At 69.2% G+C, this 16134-nt stretch carries 14 protein-coding genes; 7 read left to right on the top strand and 7 right to left on the bottom strand.

Annotated elements, in window-relative coordinates; all coding sequences use genetic code 11:
• Positions 1-4: 4 nt before the first annotated feature.
• From yidD to A5706_RS19505, 7 genes are all read left to right on the top strand, one after another.
• A complete protein-coding gene (yidD, locus tag A5706_RS32445) occupies positions 5-343 on the top strand; it encodes a membrane protein insertion efficiency factor YidD (RefSeq protein ID WP_082964501.1) in 339 nt (112 codons plus the stop codon).
• Positions 324-1460 (top strand): membrane protein insertase YidC, encoded by a 1137-nt coding sequence (gene yidC / locus A5706_RS19530; RefSeq protein ID WP_156767237.1) that lies wholly within the window; start codon positions 324-326, stop codon positions 1458-1460. The genes yidD and yidC overlap by 20 nt, the downstream gene beginning before the upstream one ends.
• An 81-nt stretch (positions 1461-1541) precedes the next feature.
• Positions 1542-2114: a R3H domain-containing nucleic acid-binding protein gene (locus A5706_RS19525; RefSeq protein ID WP_068133936.1), complete on the top strand. Its 573-nt coding sequence runs from the start codon at positions 1542-1544 to the stop codon at positions 2112-2114.
• Positions 2115-2171: 57 nt separating this feature from the next.
• Complete coding sequence (gene rsmG / locus A5706_RS19520; RefSeq protein WP_068133933.1) at positions 2172-2918, top strand: 16S rRNA (guanine(527)-N(7))-methyltransferase RsmG; 747 nt, start codon at positions 2172-2174, stop codon at positions 2916-2918.
• Positions 2813-3883, top strand: coding sequence for a ParA family protein (locus A5706_RS19515; RefSeq protein WP_231985359.1), 1071 nt, complete (start codon positions 2813-2815; stop codon positions 3881-3883). Before rsmG ends, A5706_RS19515 begins: the two co-directional genes overlap by 106 nt.
• A 23-nt stretch (positions 3884-3906) precedes the next feature.
• Positions 3907-4890, top strand: a complete 984-nt coding sequence (locus A5706_RS19510) for a ParB/RepB/Spo0J family partition protein (protein WP_068133931.1) — start codon at positions 3907-3909, stop codon at positions 4888-4890.
• Between the two features lie 275 nt (positions 4891-5165).
• A complete protein-coding gene (locus tag A5706_RS19505; protein WP_068133929.1) occupies positions 5166-5918 on the top strand; it encodes an acetyltransferase in 753 nt (250 codons plus the stop codon).
• On the opposite strand, the gene A5706_RS19500 is transcribed toward A5706_RS19505, so the two are convergent.
• From A5706_RS19500 to A5706_RS19470, 7 genes are all read right to left on the bottom strand, one after another.
• Positions 5915-7135 (bottom strand): N-acetylmuramoyl-L-alanine amidase, encoded by a 1221-nt coding sequence (locus A5706_RS19500; protein WP_068133926.1) that lies wholly within the window; start codon positions 7133-7135, stop codon positions 5915-5917. The genes A5706_RS19505 and A5706_RS19500 overlap by 4 nt on opposite strands.
• A gap of 132 nt (positions 7136-7267) precedes the next feature.
• Positions 7268-7621: a thioredoxin gene (gene trxA / locus A5706_RS19495; protein ID WP_068133923.1), complete on the bottom strand. Its 354-nt coding sequence runs from the start codon at positions 7619-7621 to the stop codon at positions 7268-7270.
• Positions 7618-8625, bottom strand: coding sequence for a thioredoxin-disulfide reductase (trxB, locus tag A5706_RS19490; RefSeq protein ID WP_068133921.1), 1008 nt, complete (start codon positions 8623-8625; stop codon positions 7618-7620). Before trxB ends, trxA begins: the two co-directional genes overlap by 4 nt.
• 123 nt (positions 8626-8748) lie before the next feature.
• On the bottom strand, positions 8749-9480 hold the full coding sequence (locus tag A5706_RS19485) for a hypothetical protein (protein ID WP_068133918.1): 732 nt from the start codon (positions 9478-9480) through the stop codon (positions 8749-8751).
• Positions 9473-10084, bottom strand: coding sequence for an RNA polymerase sigma factor SigM (sigM, locus tag A5706_RS19480; RefSeq protein ID WP_068133916.1), 612 nt, complete (start codon positions 10082-10084; stop codon positions 9473-9475). The genes A5706_RS19485 and sigM overlap by 8 nt, the downstream gene beginning before the upstream one ends.
• A 73-nt stretch (positions 10085-10157) precedes the next feature.
• Complete coding sequence (locus A5706_RS19475) at positions 10158-13769, bottom strand: murein biosynthesis integral membrane protein MurJ (RefSeq protein ID WP_068133912.1); 3612 nt, start codon at positions 13767-13769, stop codon at positions 10158-10160.
• The gene (locus tag A5706_RS19470) at positions 13766-16120 is read right to left on the bottom strand and encodes a hypothetical protein (RefSeq protein WP_369831912.1); all 2355 of its coding nucleotides are present in this window, start codon (positions 16118-16120) and stop codon (positions 13766-13768) included. Before A5706_RS19470 ends, A5706_RS19475 begins: the two co-directional genes overlap by 4 nt.
• Between the last annotated feature and the right edge of the window lie 14 nt (positions 16121-16134).

Here is a 16134-nt window from a genome sequence, read left to right as displayed (position 1 = left end):
GGCGATGCGAGCCGTGATCGGCGGGGCCGGCAGGGCTACCGCGCGCGGGCTGATTTTCGTGATCCAGCTCTACCGGCACATGGTGTCACCGCTGCGCCCGGCGACGTGCCGCTTCGTACCGACCTGTAGCCAGTACGCCGTCGATGCCCTCACCGAGTACGGCGTGATTCGGGGGAGTTGGTTGTCCGTGGCCAGGCTGGCCAGATGTGGACCGTGGCATCCGGGAGGATGGGATCCGATACCGGATCGACACGGATGCCGGGCGAGCTTCGAAGGCGCCGGCCCCAGACAAGCGGGGCGCCCCGCGCCGCAGCAACGGGAGAGTGAGTCTTTTGTCGTTTGATTTTTTCAGCCTTGACATCTTCTACTACCCGGTGTCGTGGATCATGTGGGCCTGGTACAAGTTGTTCGCGGCCGCGCTTGGACCGTCGAACTTTTTCGCCTGGGCCCTGTCGGTGATGTTCCTGGTATTCAGCCTGCGCGCGATCCTGTACAAGCCCTTCGTGCGCCAGATCCGCACCACCCGGCAGATGCAGGAGCTGCAGCCGCAGATCAAGGCGCTGCAGAAGAAGTACGGCAAGGACCGCCAGCGCATGGCGCTCGAGATGCAGAAGCTGCAACGCGAGCACGGCTTCAATCCGATTCTGGGCTGTCTGCCGATGCTCGCTCAGATCCCGGTGTTCCTCGGCCTGTACCACGTGCTGCGGTCCTTCAACCGGACGACCGGCGGCTTCGGCCAGCCGCACATGTCGGTGGCCCAGAACCGGGCGACCGGCAACTACGTCTTCACCCCGGCCGACGTCGGGCACTTTCTCGACGCGAACCTGTTCGGCGCCCCGATCGGTGCGTTCATGACCCAGCACGCCGGGTTGGACGCCTTCACTCACTTCAGCCGGCCCGCGGTGATCGCCGTCGGTGCGCCGGTGATGATCCTGGCTGGCGTCGCGACCTACTTCAACAGCCGAGCGTCGGTGGCGCGGCAGAGCGCGGAGGCGGCGGCCAACCCACAGACCGCGATGATGAACAAGCTTGCGCTGTACGTGTTCCCGCTCGGCGTCGTCGTCGGGGGACCGTTTCTTCCGCTGGCGATCATCCTGTACTGGTTCTCCAACAACATCTGGACGTTCGGACAGCAGCATTACGTGTTCGGAATGATCGAGAAAGAGGAAGAGGCTAAGCGACAGGAGGCCGTTCAGCGGCGAGCCGCAAACGCGCCGGCGCCGGGCGCCAAGCCCAAGCGCAATCCGAAGGCGACGTCGGCGAGCGGTAACGGTTCGTCGACGGAGGACGACGACGGAAGCGACGGTTCAGACACGGATTCGGATCGATCGGATAACGGCGCCGCCGGGGCGAAAACGGCAACAGCGCAACCGGACAAGCCGAACGCCGCGGGGCGCACCACCGGCCCGACCAACCGCACCCCGCGACCCGGGGCGCGACCGAGGAAACGAAAGCGCTGACGAGGCGCCACGGCTTTTAGGGGGTCCCGCGGGCGAGCGACCCGACCGGAGAGGGACCCGTGATGAGGGAGAGGGAACAACATGACAGACGCCGACACCACCGAGCGCGACGTGGACACGGACCTCGATGCGCACGAGGAGTCCGACGATGAGACGGCGGCGGACCGGGGCGATGACCAAGTCGACGACCAGGAGGAGCGATTGGTCGCCGAGGGGGAGATCGCCGGCGACTATCTCGAAGAGCTGTTGGACCTGTTGGACTTCGACGGCGACATCGACCTGGACGTCGAGGGCGACCGCGCGGTCGTCAGCATCGACGGCAGCGACGACTTGAACAAGTTGGTCGGCCGCGGCGGTGAAGTGCTCGACGCCCTCCAAGAACTCACCCGGCTGGCTGTGCATCAGAAGACGGGGGTGCGCAGCCGCTTGATGCTCGACATCGCGAGCTGGCGGCGTCGGCGCCGCGAGGAATTGGCGGCGCTGGGCGACAAGGTGGCGCGGCGCGTGCTTAACACGGGCGAACGCGAGGAGCTTTCCCCGATGACGCCGTTCGAGCGCAAGATCGTCCACGACGCGGTGGCGGCGGTGCCGGGGGTGCACAGCGAGAGCGAAGGGCAGGAGCCGTCGCGCCGCGTCGTCGTCCTGCTCGACTGACCCACTGAGTCACAGCCGTGTAATTCGCGGGTCCTACCGGGCAACAGAGGATCGAGGATGTTTCACGTGAAACACGACAACGAGACGTTTCACGTGAAACATGCCCGCGACGGCGCGGGCGCCGAAGGTCCCGGATCCCTGAGCGATGCCGCGATCGCAGTGTTCGGCGACCGGCTGGACGTGGCGCAGCGCTACGCCGATCTGCTCGCCGGAGCCGGCGTGGAGCGCGGGCTCCTCGGCCCCCGGGAGGTCGGCCGGCTCTGGGATCGCCACCTACTAAATAGTGCGGCCGTGGGGGAGCTTCTCGGTCCGGGTGAGCGGGTGATCGACATCGGCAGCGGGGCCGGGTTGCCGGGGATCCCGCTGGCGATCGCGCGGCCCGACCTCGAGGTCGTGCTCCTCGAGCCGATGCTGCGCCGCAGCGAGTTTCTCACCGAGGCCGTAGCCGAACTAGGGTTGGCGGTCGAGGTGGTGCGCGGCCGTGCGGAGGACCCGTGGGTGCGGGATCAGTTCGGCTCCCGGGACGTCGCCGTGTCACGCGCCGTGGCGGCTCTGGACAAGTTGGCGAAGTGGAGCATGCCGTTGCTACGGCAGGACGGGCGGATGGTCGCGATCAAAGGGGAGCGTGCTCCCGAGGAAGTGGAAGCGCACCGGCGTGTGATGGCCGGTTCGGGAGCCGTTGATGTCAGGGTGGTGGCATGTGGCGTGAACTACTTGTGTCCGCCCGTAACCGTGGTTTTAGCGCGACGCGGAAAGCCGGCGCGCCAGAAGCCGGCCCGTTCGGCAGGCAGGGAGGCGCGGTGAGTTCTCCACACGATTGGTCCGGCGAGTCCCCGCCGTCACCGCCCGTCGCGCAGGCGCAACCCTCGGCGCCCGCCGCCGCGCCCGGCGATGTTTCACGTGAAACATCGGCCGACTACGACACCCCGATAGGCGCCGCGGCCGAGCGCGCGATGCGGGTCCTCCACACGACCTACGCGCCACTGCGCCGCCCGACCCACCGACGGGTGTTCACCGTCGCCAACCAGAAGGGCGGTGTGGGCAAGACGACCACCGCCGTCAACCTCGCCGCCGCGCTGGCCGTGCAGGGGCTCAAGACCCTCGTCATCGACCTCGATCCCCAAGGCAACGCGAGCACCGCGCTGGGCATCCACGATCGGCAAGCCGGGACCCCCTCCTCGTACGAGGTCCTCCTGGGCGAGGTGTCGTTGCGCGACGCGTTGCGGCCCAGCCCGCACAGCCCCCGGCTGTTCTGCGTGCCGGCGACGATCGACCTGGCCGGCGCCGAGATCGAGTTGGTGAGCATGGTGGCGCGCGAGAACCGGCTCCGCACCGCGCTGGTCGAGCTCGACGAGTTCGACTTCGACTACGTGTTCATCGACTGCCCGCCCTCGCTCGGACTGCTGACGATCAACGCGCTCGTGGCCGCGCCCGAGGTGATGATTCCGATCCAGTGCGAGTACTACGCGCTGGAGGGCGTGTCCCAGCTGATGCGCAACATTGAGATGGTCAAGGCCCACCTCAACCCCCGGCTCGAGGTGACCACCGTGATCCTCACGATGTACGACGGGCGGACCAAGCTGGCCGACCAGGTGGCCGACGAGGTCCGCCGGTTCTTCGGGAACAAGGTGTTGCGCACCGTGATTCCGCGCAGCGTCAAGGTTTCCGAGGCGCCCGGCTACAGCATGACGATCATCGACTACGACCCCGGTTCGCGCGGGGCGATGAGCTACCTCGACGCGAGCCGCGAACTCGCCGAGCGCGACTGACCACCATCCGTGAAGGGACGACCATGACGCAGCCGTTACGCAAGAAGGGTGGCCTCGGCCGGGGCCTGGCTTCGCTGATCCCCACCGGCCCGGCGGAGGGCGACTCGGGTCCGGCGACGCTGGGTCCCCGGATGGGCGACGCGGCGGCCGATGTGTTGATCGGCGGGCCGGCGCAGGACGCAGCCTCGGTGGGCGCGGTCTACCGCGAGATCGCGCCCGGCGACATCGAGCGCAACCCGCGGCAGCCCCGGCAGGTCTTCGACGAAGAGGCGCTCTCGGAGCTGGTGCACTCCATTCGCGAGTTCGGGCTCCTGCAGCCGATCGTGGTCCGCGCGGTGACCGGGGCGCCGAGCGGCGCGCGGTACCAGATCGTGATGGGGGAGCGGCGTTGGCGCGCCGCGCAGGAGGCGGGCCTGGCCACCATCCCGGCGATCGTGCGCGAGACCGGCGACGACAACCTGCTGCGCGACGCCCTGCTCGAGAACATTCACCGGGTGCAGCTGAACCCCCTGGAGGAGGCGGCGGCCTACCAGCAGCTGCTCGACGAGTTCGACGTCACGCACGACGAACTGGCGTCGCGCATCGGCCGGTCGCGGCCGCTGATCACGAACATGATCCGGTTGCTGAAGCTGCCGATCGCGGTGCAGCGCCGGGTCGCCGCGGGGGTCCTGTCCGCGGGCCACGCGCGTGCGCTGCTGGCCCTGGAGGCCGGCCCGGAGGCGCAGGAGGAGCTGGCTAGCCGGATCGTCGCCGAAGGCCTGTCGGTGCGCGCTACCGAGGAAGCGGTCACCCTGGCCAACCGGGGCGACGGGGCCGCGCCGGCGGCACCGCGTCGCAAGCCGATCCAGATGCCCGGCCTTCAAGACGTTGCTGACCGACTGTCCAACACGTTCGACACCCGGGTCACGGTCAGTCTGGGCAAACGCAAGGGACGGATTGTCGTCGAGTTCGGGTCGGTGGAGGACCTCCAGCGGATCGTCGACGTGATGACCCCGCCCACGGCCTGACCGTCCATACCGTGTAATTACGTCACTGTGACACTGGGCCTCTCCTGCGCCCGAAATCGCCGGCCTCGTGTGCCCTAGCTGAGCGGAGTTTCGATGTGCCCCAAGATGTTTCGCGGTGTCCGGGGCCGCCTACCGGCTGTCCGGTCCGTTCTGCGGGGCCGGCTGAAGTGGCGGGGCAAACACTGGTCCGATGAGGTCGAACTCTCCTATCCTGGAGGGGTTGCTGATGGCCGGGAATTGGTTGGCCGCAGTACCGCACGGAAGCCAGGAGGCTAGTGTCCGCTCGAATCACGCCGCTTCGGCTCGAGGCTTTCGAGCAGCTTCCCAAGCATGCGCGCCGCTGCGTGTTCTGGGAGGTCGACCCGGCGACCCTCGGTAACCAGGACCACCTCGCCGACCCCGAATTCGAAAAAGAGGCGTGGCTGTCGATGGTGATGTTGGAGTGGGGTTCGTGCGGACTGGTCGCGACCGCGATTCCCGACGACGAACGCAGCCACTCCGAGCCGCCGTGCCTGGGGTATGTCCTCTACGCCCCGCCACGCGCGGTGCCGCGGGCGCAACGGTTTCCCACCGCCCCGGTGTCCGCCGATGCGGTGTTGCTGACGTCGATGAACATCGAGCCGGGCCAAGCCGCCGACGATCTGCCGCATGGGCTCATCGCCCGGGTCGTCGACGAGCTTGTCCGGCGCGGCGTCCGGGCTTTGGAAGCTTTCGGTCGCACATCGGAGGCGTCCGAGCTACAGGATCCGCGGTTGGTGGACCCCGATGTCCGGCCGGTGCTGGAGGCGCTCGGCGACTGCTCGGTCGACCACTGCATGATCGACGCCGAATTCTTGAAGGACGTGGGATTCGTTGTGGTGGCGCCGCACAGGTACTTCCCGCGGCTGCGGCTGGAATTGGACAAGGGACTCGGCTGGAAGGCCGAGGTCGAGGCGGCGCTGGAGCGCCTGCTGGCCCAACTGGAAGAACCGGTGGGTGCTGGTTCTTCCGCCGCCGGAAATACGCTGCGGGCCAACGAGAGCGGCTAGGAACCGCCCAGCCGGGAGGCCCGTTCCACCGACAGTTCGTGAGCCAGCAGCTCGGCGAAGGTGAAGGTGCCGGTGGGACGGTCGTTCTTGCCGAGCAGGTAGAGCCGCTTGACCGCGGCCAGGATGCCCTCGGCGATGGCGTCGCGGGTCTGCGTGGAGATCAGCATCGCGCGGTCGCGCGGGTTGGTGATGTAGCCGACGTCGACCTGGACGGTGGGCATCCGGGTGAGCCGCAGCAGATCCCACGTCCGGCCATGCGTGCGGCAATCCCGTAAACCGGTGCGGGCCACCACTTCTCGCTGAATGAAGTCGGCAAGGTTGCGTCCGATCGTGGAGACGGAACCATGCGAGTTGCCGAAGTGAAAGGAGGCCACGCCGTTGGCCGACGGGCTGGTCTGGGATTCGCAGCGCAGGCTGATCATGAGGTCGGCGCCGACGTTGTTGGCGGTAGCCGCGCGTTCGGCATCCGACGGGCTGCGATTGGTCGGCCGTGACAGGAACGTCTCCATGCCGATGGCGGTCATCCGGCCCTCGAGCCGACTTGCCAAGTCCCACAGCACATCTGCTTCGCTGATCGGGCCGGCCGGGCCCTGCATGATGGCGCCGTGGTCCGCGCCGCCGCGGCCCGGATCGATGATGATGCGCTTGCCCGACAGTTTGGGCCCGGAGCGGCGGACCAGCTCTTCCTCGCGAATGGCATGCGGGGACCCGCCGCTGACGCGGGAACTGAGAAAGTACAACGAGCGCAAGGTTTCCGGGCCGCAGATGCCGTCGGCGGCGAGCCCGTATTCGCGCTGGTACGACATCAAAGCGTTGTGGGTCTGCAGGCCGAAGTGCCCGTCCACCAGGCCGGTGTAGAAACCGAGGTCTTGTAGCCGCGCCTGTAGGGTCGCGACGTCGTCGCCGTAAAGCGGTGCGCCGAACTGGTGATACAGCGTGCGCGCTCCCAGCCGGTACGAGGCCTCCTTCAGCGCACGGTAGGTCGCTTCGCCGACGATGCCGTCCACCAGCAATCCGCGGTTCTGCTGGAAGGCACGCACCGCCTGATCAAGGTGGGCATCGAAGACTTCCAGGGCCACGTGTCGCCCCGTAGTCATGTCTTCGTCGGGATTGTCCAGCAGCCCTAGCGCGGCCAGCGTCGCCCGGATTTCGGTCACGGCTGCGCTGCAGTCACCACAGCGCAGCGCGTCGCCGTATTCACGGCGCTGACTCGACATACCAAAGGCCCTCCGGGACAAATTGACAGGCTGAATACGGGCAACGGCTAAGCGCTATTGTCGCAGATGCTTCTCAATTTTCGGAAAACCCCAGGCTAAGCGCCGGGGCGTGGTGTGACGAACTGGTTGGCGTCAGGCGAGGTTGGGAACCGCGTCGGAAAGCTCGCGCAGCAACGCCGCCTTGCCCTTGGCCCCGACGATCCGCTTCACCGGCTGACCGTCCTTGAACAGGATCATGGTGGGAATCGAAACCACCTGAAAATCCCGGGCCGTTTCGGGGTTGGCGTCCACGTCGAGCTTGGCGATGGTGATCTGCTCGGCGCGCTCGGTCGCGATTTCCTCCAGGACCGGGGCGACCATCTTGCACGGGCCGCACCACGTGGCCCAAAAGTCAACCAGCACAGGCTTATTGCTCGACAGCACCTCCGAGGAGAAAGACGCGTCGGAGACTTCTATTGTGGCGCCAGTCTTTTCGGCGTCGGTCATCGCGGTGCTCCAATCAATGTGTCGGTACCCTCAGTGTTTCCGGTTGCAGACTCGTCTTCCTGTTCGGCCAGCCAACGCTCGGCGTCGATGGCCGCCGCGCAGCCGCTGCCCGCGGCGGTGATCGCCTGCCGGTAGGTGCGGTCCACCAGGTCGCCGGCCGCGAACACGCCCTCCAGCGAGGTGCTGGTGGTGCGGCCCTGCACGAGTACGTAGCCGTCGGGATCGACGTCGACGAGATCGCGCACCAGCCCCGAGCGCGGCTCGTGACCGATTGCCACGAAAACGCCGGTCACCGCGAGGGTGGATTCTTCGCCAGTTACGTTGTCGCGCAACCGCAATCCGGTCACCGTGGTGTCGCCCTCGACGGCGAGCACAGCGGCGTTGGTGATGAACTTGATCTTGTCGTTGTTGCGGGCGCGGTCGAGCATGATCTTGGATGCCCTGAACTCGTCGCGCCGGTGTACCAGCGTCACGCTGCTGGCGAAGCGGGTCAGGAAGATGGCCTCCTCCATCGCCGAGTCGCCGCCACCGATGACGGCGATGTCCTGGTCGCGGAAGAAGAACCCGTCGCAGGTGGCACATGAACTCACGCCGCGCCCCAGCAGCTCCTGCTCGCCGGGCACCTGCAGGTAGCGAGCGGCCGCGCCCATGGCCAAGATGACGGCTCGTGCGCGGTGGGTTTCCCCGTCGGCGGTGACGACGGACTTGACCGGCCTGTCCAGGGATACCGATTCGACGTCTTCCATCCGCAGGTCCGCGCCGAACCGCAGCGCCTGCTCGCGCATCTGGTCCATCAACTCCGGGCCGGTGATCCCGTCGCGAAAGCCCGGGTAGTTCTCCACCTCGGTCGTCGTCATCAACGCGCCGCCGAAAGACGTGCCCTCGAATACGAGGGGGGCGAGCTGCGCGCGGGCGGCGTAGAGGGCCGCGGTGTAGCCGGCGGGGCCGGAGCCGATGACGATGACGTCGTGAATCGTGTCGTGAGCGGTGTTATCGGCAGTCATTCGGGCCTTTCAGGTGCGGAAGCTACGCATACGAACGCCAGCGTAGGCGTAGGTGTTCCCGGGTGTCGGGCACCACACTAGGTGTCGTGGCGGCGACCCGCTGCGCCCGGCTGCGCCGCGCCGCTAGGCCCGCGGGACCTGCGTGTTAGCCAGCAACCCGGTATCGGCGGCGCTGCAATTCGGCGCCACCGCGAAGACCGCCAGATTTTCGGGCGTGTCGCCGGGCAATACCAGCAGCACGCCGGGGCGGGCGTTGATGTCGACCGGTCGCGCGCCCAGCACCTGCGTGGACGCCGGGTAGCCCAGGCCGCTGAGGCAGGACGCGCGCAGCCCGGGGTCGGCGAGCGGGCCGTAGTCCGGGCTGCGGTGCAGCAGTCCGAGGATCTCGGGCTGTGACAGCGGAATCGTCGGCGGCGGCGTGGACACCGTGATGTGCTCGGCGGTGGCCGGGGTGCTCGGGACGGGCTCCGGGGCGCTGATCAGCGCCACCGTGCCCACGCCGACGGCCGCCAGCACGGCGCTCACGCCGAGCAGGCCGGCGACCACCCTCGCGGGCCCCAGATGGGGCCGGGCCGCGTGTGCGACACCGGTTTGATCGGCCGACCGCAACGCCGCCGAGATGCGCGCGGTGACTTCCAGGGGCACCTCCGGCGCGGACGCCGGATCGGCCCCCAACGTCGCGACGTCGCAGCGCACCCGGTTCAGCGCGTGCAGCATGTCCTGCGCTTCCGGGTCTTCGCGGACGCGTTTACGCACGCGGGCCGCGGCGTCGTCGTCGAGCAGGCCGGCCTGAAGGTCGGCCAGCAGCTCGACGGTCAGGGGCGGCTCGGCGGTTTCGTCGTCGGGTTCACCCATCCGCCCCAGTGTCCGTCATGCGCTGCCTGACGGCCATCGGTGGGCCCGCGTCGGGACCGGTGTCAAGGTAACCAAGCAGCTGGGCGAGGCGGACCCGGGCGCGCGAACACCGGCTCTTGACGGTGCCCTCGGCGACGCCCAGCAGTGCGGCGGTGTCGGCGACGGAATAGCCCTGCATGTCGACGGCCACCACCGCCGCCCGCTGCTCGACGGGAAGGCGCATCAGGGCCCGTTGCACCACGATCGCCGTCTCGACCTGCGCGGTGCGATCGGCAACCGGGTGCACGTCCTCGAGCGGCGCCGTCGGGTGGGCCTTGGTGCGGCGCAGCCGGTCCAGGCACGCGTTGACCACGATGCGGTGCAGCCAGCTGCCGACGGCCGCGTCGTGCCGGAACGATCCCGCCCCGCGATGTGCCGAGAGCATGGCGTCCTGCAGCGCGTCCTCCGCGTCCTCGCGGGTGCGGGTGGTCAGCCGGGCCAGCCGGTGCAGCTGGCGGTGGTGACGATGGAACAACTCGGCGAACGCGTAGCGGTCGCCGGCGACGTGGGCCGCGAGCAGTTCGGCGTCGCTGCGTTCGCACTCGCTGTTCCCCCCGAGACCCACGGCCGGACACTAACCAATCAGTGGTCGCGCGGCACTTCACCAATGTGGGGGCTGTGGGCGCCCGCGATCTCCGTCAGGAGGCTGCCTGGACCGTGACTTCCGAGAAGCTAGCCTGGCTCTTGCCGTTGGTGGTTCCCAGCGTGGAGATCCACACCAGCACGTTCGACGTCGCCGAACCGCCCCGGACGGGGATCACATTGTGACCGGGCTTGAGCGCGAACGCTGGAGCCAGCACGGTGGTGTCTTCGAGCTTGGACGGCGACGCAGTCGAGGCCGAGCGAATCTCGACCTTGGTGCCGCTGCTCGGTGTGTCGATGGTGACCTGACCGATCACGGTGGGGTTGGGCAGCTGCAGCATCAGCCCTTCGCCCTGCTTGAAGGAGGGGAACGGGACGGCGTCCGTGTAGACCTCGGTGGACCAGGCGGTCGAGGGGTCACCGTCGATCGCCTGCCCGGCCTGGCCGGGGTTGTCGGCGTCTCCGTCGGGGGAGTAGACCGTCGCCTTGGTGGGTTTGACGACGCTGCCGGCGGCCGCGGAATTGGGAGCAGACGACGACGCCGCGGACGACGACGGGCCGTTGAGCCCGAGCTCGTCTTTGTTCAGGCCGCCGCCGACGTTGCCGAAGATCTTGCTCACCACCGACGCCAGCACCAGCAAGGCCACCACGATGACGGCGACGGCGGCCCCGACGCCGATCAACACGTTGCGGCGCCGGCGCGCGAAGGTCGCGTACTCACGGCCGGTGGACAACCGGGTGGTGGGAGGCAGCGCGGGAGAATCATCGATCGGGCCGAGCACCTCGGTGCGATCGGCCACCGCCGTCGCCTGCTGGAGCAAGTTCAAAAGGGTTGAGGCGCTTCGGATTCCGCCATCCTCTTGAACCGCCCGCACCGCGACCGCGGATACCTGGAACGGGATCTCGCGGTCGATCACCATGGGTTCGACGGGATTGCCCGTGGAATCACGCTCGGCCGGCGCCAGCCCGCTGCGCACCCCGGACTCCGGCAGCGGCCACCGATTGACCAGTAGCGCATACAGGGCGGCGCCGATTCCGCGGATGTCCTGTTGCGGGTTGCCGTCGGGCATGGTCGCGGGGTAGGCCAGCACCACGTCGCCCTCGATGCTGACGCGCACCCGACTGGGGTGGTCGATCGACAGCGCGACCCCGGCGCGGTGTGCGGCGTCCGCCGCGGCGGCCAGCGATTGCATCGCGCGAACGGCGCCGATGGGCGACGGTGCGGTGTCGGCCACCTCCTGCAGCGATCCGCCGCGGATCCACTCCGAGACGACCAGGCCGCCGGAGCCGGTGTGGACCACGTCGAGCACACGGGCGATACCGGGCTTGTCGATCCGGCTCAGCCGCAGGGTTCGGGACAAGATGTCCTGCAGCACCTCGCGGGGCAGGGCTCCGTCCGGATCGACGAAGGTCAGCGCCACCTGCCGGTCCAGCTTGGTATCCAGCGCCTGCCAGAACTGCAGCGGGGGGGCGCCGCCGTGGAAGACCAGCAGCCGATACCGGCCCCCGGCGATGCGTGCCCCCGGGACGAGGTGGACGTCGTCCCCGGCTCCACCGGCGGTGTCGACCGACAGGTCGCCGTTTAGACGGTCGGTGGGGCGCGGCGCCGGCCGTTCATGGGCCGGCCCGGGCGGAATGTCGGGCTGGAAGTCGTCGGCGACAGGGCGCGGATTCTCGGCGCCTGACCCCAAATCGGATCCAGCGCTAGATGCGCTCTCCAATGGGCGGTCGGTCACCTCCGGTCCTTTCGCTACTCGGGCGCTGGCTACCCGCTCCGGAGGCCTGCGCCGGATCGGCTCCTGGACCGCACTTCCCCCCGGCGGGGACGAATTCCTCTGCTCAGGGTACGTGACGTGGCCCGGCCGAGACGATCCCTGTTGCCCGGCCGATTTGCGTGAAGCTACCGCGATGCGCGGGCCGCGGCCCGAAAAGCGGCGCCTGAGCGCGTCAATCGCCGCCTGCGCTTCGGGCACCCGCGCACGGACCATCACCGCGGCCATGATCGGCAACATGATCATCGCGAGGATCAAAAGCCGCAGCAGCGAGCCCGCGCCGCCGTGGGCCGTCAGCCGGGCGAGCCCGAGCAGTCGATCGGCCACATGCGCGACGAGGCCGGCCAGCATCGACGCGACGATCGTCACGAGGATTGTCCGCACCGCCCCGACGTCGATCAGGTGGCCGCCCTTGGGCAGCAGCGCCCGTCGCAGCAGGTAGTAGCCGACGATCGCGCCGGCCAGGAAGCCGATGCCGTTGGCCAGGCCGAGGAAGCCGGCCACCAGCTTGGGGTCATGGGTCAGATGGGGCGCCAGCACCGAGCCGACGATCTTGACGGCGGTGATGACGAGGATGAGCACGATCGGCGTCCACGGTTGCTCGCGCGCATAGAAGACGCGCAGCTGCAGCAGCACCAGGCCGTAGGGGATCAGCGTGAACGCCGACAACGCGATCGCGGCGCCCAGGTAGCCGGCGTCGACCTCCCCGAAATGCCCGTAGGCGAACAGCGCGCTGCCGATCGCCGGGCCGCCCACGGTCATGAACGCCACGATCGGGATCAGCGTGACGAGCGTCAGGCGGGTCGCCAGCGACAGGTCGGCCAGCACCGCCTCGGTGTCATCTGCGGCGGCGTTGCGACTCAACCGCGGCATCACCACGGTCAGCACGGTCACGCCGATCATCCCGTAGGGCAGCATGAGGACCAGCCAGGTGTAGTTGTAGATCACCGGGCCCGAGGCGGCCGCGGTGCTCGCGATCTGGTTGGCGACTACCAGCCCTAGTTGACTGATCAGCACGTAGAGCCCCATCGCGGCGGCCATCGTGCCAAAGGTCTTGAGGCGCTTGTCGATTCCCCACAGCGGGCGCAGGCTCACGTGCTGGCGACGCAGGGCGATCAGCAGGACGGCCGTCTGCGCGAACACGCCCAGCGTGGTGCCGATGCCGAGCACCAGCAGCTTGGCGTTGCCCATCCGAACGGGGTCGACGGACAGCTCACCAGGTACCGCCAGGTACACGCCGAGGGTGACCAGCGCGACCACGTTGTTGACGACGGGTGCCCACGCCGTCGGCCCGAACACGTTGCGGGTGTTCAGGATCGCCATAAACACCGAGGTCAGCCCGTAGGCGAGCACCTGCGGCAGCAGCAGGTAGGCGAAGGCGGTGGTCAGTGGCTCGTTGACCTGCGGGGAGCGGCCCAGCATCAGGCGCGCCAGCAGGGGCGCGGCCACCACCGACAGCGCGGTGACGACCAGCAGCATCGCCGTCGTCAGTGTGACCAGGCGCCGCACGAACGCCGCGCCGCCGTCGGGGTCGCCTTGCTCAGCGCGGGCAAGCACCGGCACGAAGATCGCGGTGAACGTCGCCTCGAGTACCAGCGCGGCTATCTGGTTCGGCAGCTGGTTGGCCACCGAGAAGGCGCTGGACAGCGCCGCACCCAGGATCGCGGCCAGCAGGACTATCCGGGCGAAGCCGGTGAGGCGGCTGATCAGCGTCGCGAACGCCATCGCCCACGACCGCGAGACCAGCGCGGCGTCGGACAGCTCGGGTCGGCGCCGGGCGAGCTCGGGCACCGGCGGCAGGGGACCGGTCGGTGGGCCCGGGCGGGCGTGACGTGGCCCCGCCGGCAGGCGCTGTGGTGGCGGCCGTTGATGTGTCCGCCGGGAGGCGGGGCTCATACTCGCGGTTTGTGCTCGACCCGATCGTCGATCTCGTCGTGCAGGTCGGCGGATCTGGGATGCGGCGGGTCGGGGCGGTCCAGGTCGGCGCGGTCGGGCTGGCCGCGGAACCGGTGCCACAGCCGGCGACCGGCCAGCAGGACCAGCACCGCCGCCGCGCTGAGCGTGATCGCGAACAGCACCTTGCCGTACGCGTTGGAATGCACCGACAACCGAACCGGCTCCCCCAGCCGCATGCCGTCGGGGGTTCGCAGCGTCACATCGACCGCGACGCGCTGGGTGAAGTTCACCTCGATCGGCACCCGGAGCGGCAGGTAGCCCGGCGGTAGCTCGATCTGGCCGACGTCGGTCACCGTCATGCCCGGCGGGGCGTCGACCTGCAGCCGCACCCGGATGGGGACCGCGAGGCCGTTGTGCAGCGCCAGCGGCAGCGGGCTGTGCTCGGTGGCCAAGGTGTAGGAGCCGCCCGGGTTCACGATCGTGACCGCACCGAACAAGTCGTCGATGGTCTTGCCGACCACCGCCAGGCGCTGCTGGGCGAGCCCGTTGCGGGTGTCGGGCGGTTCGGATTGGCTCAACGCGCGCAGCATGTCCTCGCGCAGGGGCGCGGTGTACTGGATGCCGGTCAGGCCGGTGCGTTCGTCGGTGCTCAGCGCGGAGGTCAGGCCCCACAGCCGGCCGACTTGGGCGGCGATGCTGGCGGTGACGTCGTCGGTGAATCGGCCACGCGCGGAGCCGTCGTCGGCGGCCTGCTCGGGCTGCTCGGTGCGGGCCGCGGCCTCGGCGACGACGGCGGGCAGCGGCCGCGGCACCGCCAGGCCGGACCGGATGCTGGTGGCGAGCGCGGTCAGGATCACCTGCGCGTCGTCGGCCTGCAGGTTCCACGTCGCCGGCGGCACCAGCAGCTGGGTGCGCGGCGCCGCATCGCGCTGCAGCGCGTGCCAGAAGATCGAGCCCAACGCGTCCTGGCGCCGGGCCGTGTTGGAGTCGTGCGAAAGGCGGACGGTCAGCGAGGAGTCGAGGTAGGTGGGGGCGATCGGGTTGTTCCCCGCGCCGGCGAGCGCGGCGCCGACGGCCGGGTCAAACGGCGCGACCACCACCTGGGGGGACAACCGCCGGGGCGCGGTGTCGACGCCGGCCGGGTTGTCGGTTGTCGAGTCCTGGGCGGACAACTCGCCGGCGGCAATCGCGACCGTGCTGTCGTTGGCGCTGAGCAGGCTGACGGTTCGGCCGGTCAACGGGCCGTCGGGCAGCAGCGTGGCCCCGCGGGTGGAGGGCACGTCGAGGATGCGGTCGACGATTCCGCCGACGCTGTTGGTGGCGGCATCGCTCAGCCCGGGGTCGTTGACGCGTTGCAGGGCGTCGAGGTCGGCCTGGGCGTAGGGCAGCGGCGCCACGCAGGTGCGGTGGGACAGGGCGCGCAGCCGGTTCAGCCACTCGGTCGCGGCGGCCTGGCCGGTGCCCGGATGCGTTGGGGTGCCCGGCAGCTGGGCGGGCCCGTCGGGCGAATTGGAGACCACATAGCCCGCCGTCATCGCGTTGACGGTGACCAGCAGGTCCGGGTCGACCGCCAGGCACAGCGCATGGCTAACGGCGCCGTCCGGGTCCACGTCGTGGCTGGTGGCGACCTCCGCGGCGGCGAGCAGGATGTCCAGTCGCCCGCCGGTCGCCAAAGAGGTGGCCAAGTCGTCGTCGACCAACCGGACCGGAATCGTGCCACCGGGCACGCCGGGGGACAGCCGCGGCCGATCGGCGAGCGGCCACAGCATAGTGATCCATACGGGTTTGGAGGTGTCGGGCGCGACGGCGGAATTGACGTCGTCGGCGTGATCGGGCGGCACGCCGACGACGGGCAGCAGGAACCGGGCGTTGTCGAGGCGGGCCGGGGCGCCGTAGTCGGGTGTCCCGTTGACGTTGACCAGGACGGGGTAGATGCCGGGCTTCTCCATCGCCAAAGACGGCTTGGTCAACGCGCGCAGTGGGGCCGACAGGGTGAAGCTCACTTCCTGGCCGCGCTGCAGTTCGGGGGCCACCGTGAGGAAGTCGGCGGCCGGCTGGTACTGGTCGGTGCTGCCGTCCAGCGAGGTGCGCAGCGACGCGGAGTCGTTGACCGCCGGCGCGTGCTCCAGCCGGACCATGACGTCGCGGACCGGGCGGTCACCGATGTTGGTCACCATGCCGCTGACGGTGACGACGGGTGGGCTTGTCGTGGTGACCACGTCCGGGGTCACCTGGTCGATCCGGACCCGGACGAACGGCGTCTCCCCGGGTTCGCCCGCGTCCGCGCGCGGGGTGGGCCCGGCGAGCACCGCAAAACCGGCCACGATGCTAACCACGGCGGCGAGGCGCACGAAGCCGGCCCAGC

This window comes from Mycobacterium sp. E796, assembly GCF_001672815.1.
Lineage (GTDB): Bacteria > Actinomycetota > Actinomycetes > Mycobacteriales > Mycobacteriaceae > Mycobacterium.
This window is presented reverse-complemented; position numbering and strand designations above follow the sequence as displayed.

Coding starts and splice junctions, on each gene's coding strand:
- yidD (WP_082964501.1), top strand. CDS start 5: ATGCGAGCCGTGATCGGCGGGGCCGGCAGGGCTACCGCGCGCGGGCTG.
- A5706_RS19525 (WP_068133936.1), top strand. CDS start 1,542: ATGACAGACGCCGACACCACCGAGCGCGACGTGGACACGGACCTCGAT.
- rsmG (WP_068133933.1), top strand. CDS start 2,172: ATGTTTCACGTGAAACACGACAACGAGACGTTTCACGTGAAACATGCC.
- A5706_RS19515 (WP_231985359.1), top strand. CDS start 2,813: ATGTGGCGTGAACTACTTGTGTCCGCCCGTAACCGTGGTTTTAGCGCG.
- A5706_RS19510 (WP_068133931.1), top strand. CDS start 3,907: ATGACGCAGCCGTTACGCAAGAAGGGTGGCCTCGGCCGGGGCCTGGCT.
- A5706_RS19500 (WP_068133926.1), bottom strand. CDS start 7,135: ATGTCGAGTCAGCGCCGTGAATACGGCGACGCGCTGCGCTGTGGTGAC.
- trxA (WP_068133923.1), bottom strand. CDS start 7,621: ATGACCGACGCCGAAAAGACTGGCGCCACAATAGAAGTCTCCGACGCG.
- trxB (WP_068133921.1), bottom strand. CDS start 8,625: ATGACTGCCGATAACACCGCTCACGACACGATTCACGACGTCATCGTC.
- A5706_RS19485 (WP_068133918.1), bottom strand. CDS start 9,480: ATGGGTGAACCCGACGACGAAACCGCCGAGCCGCCCCTGACCGTCGAG.
- A5706_RS19475 (WP_068133912.1), bottom strand. CDS start 13,769: ATGAGCCCCGCCTCCCGGCGGACACATCAACGGCCGCCACCACAGCGC.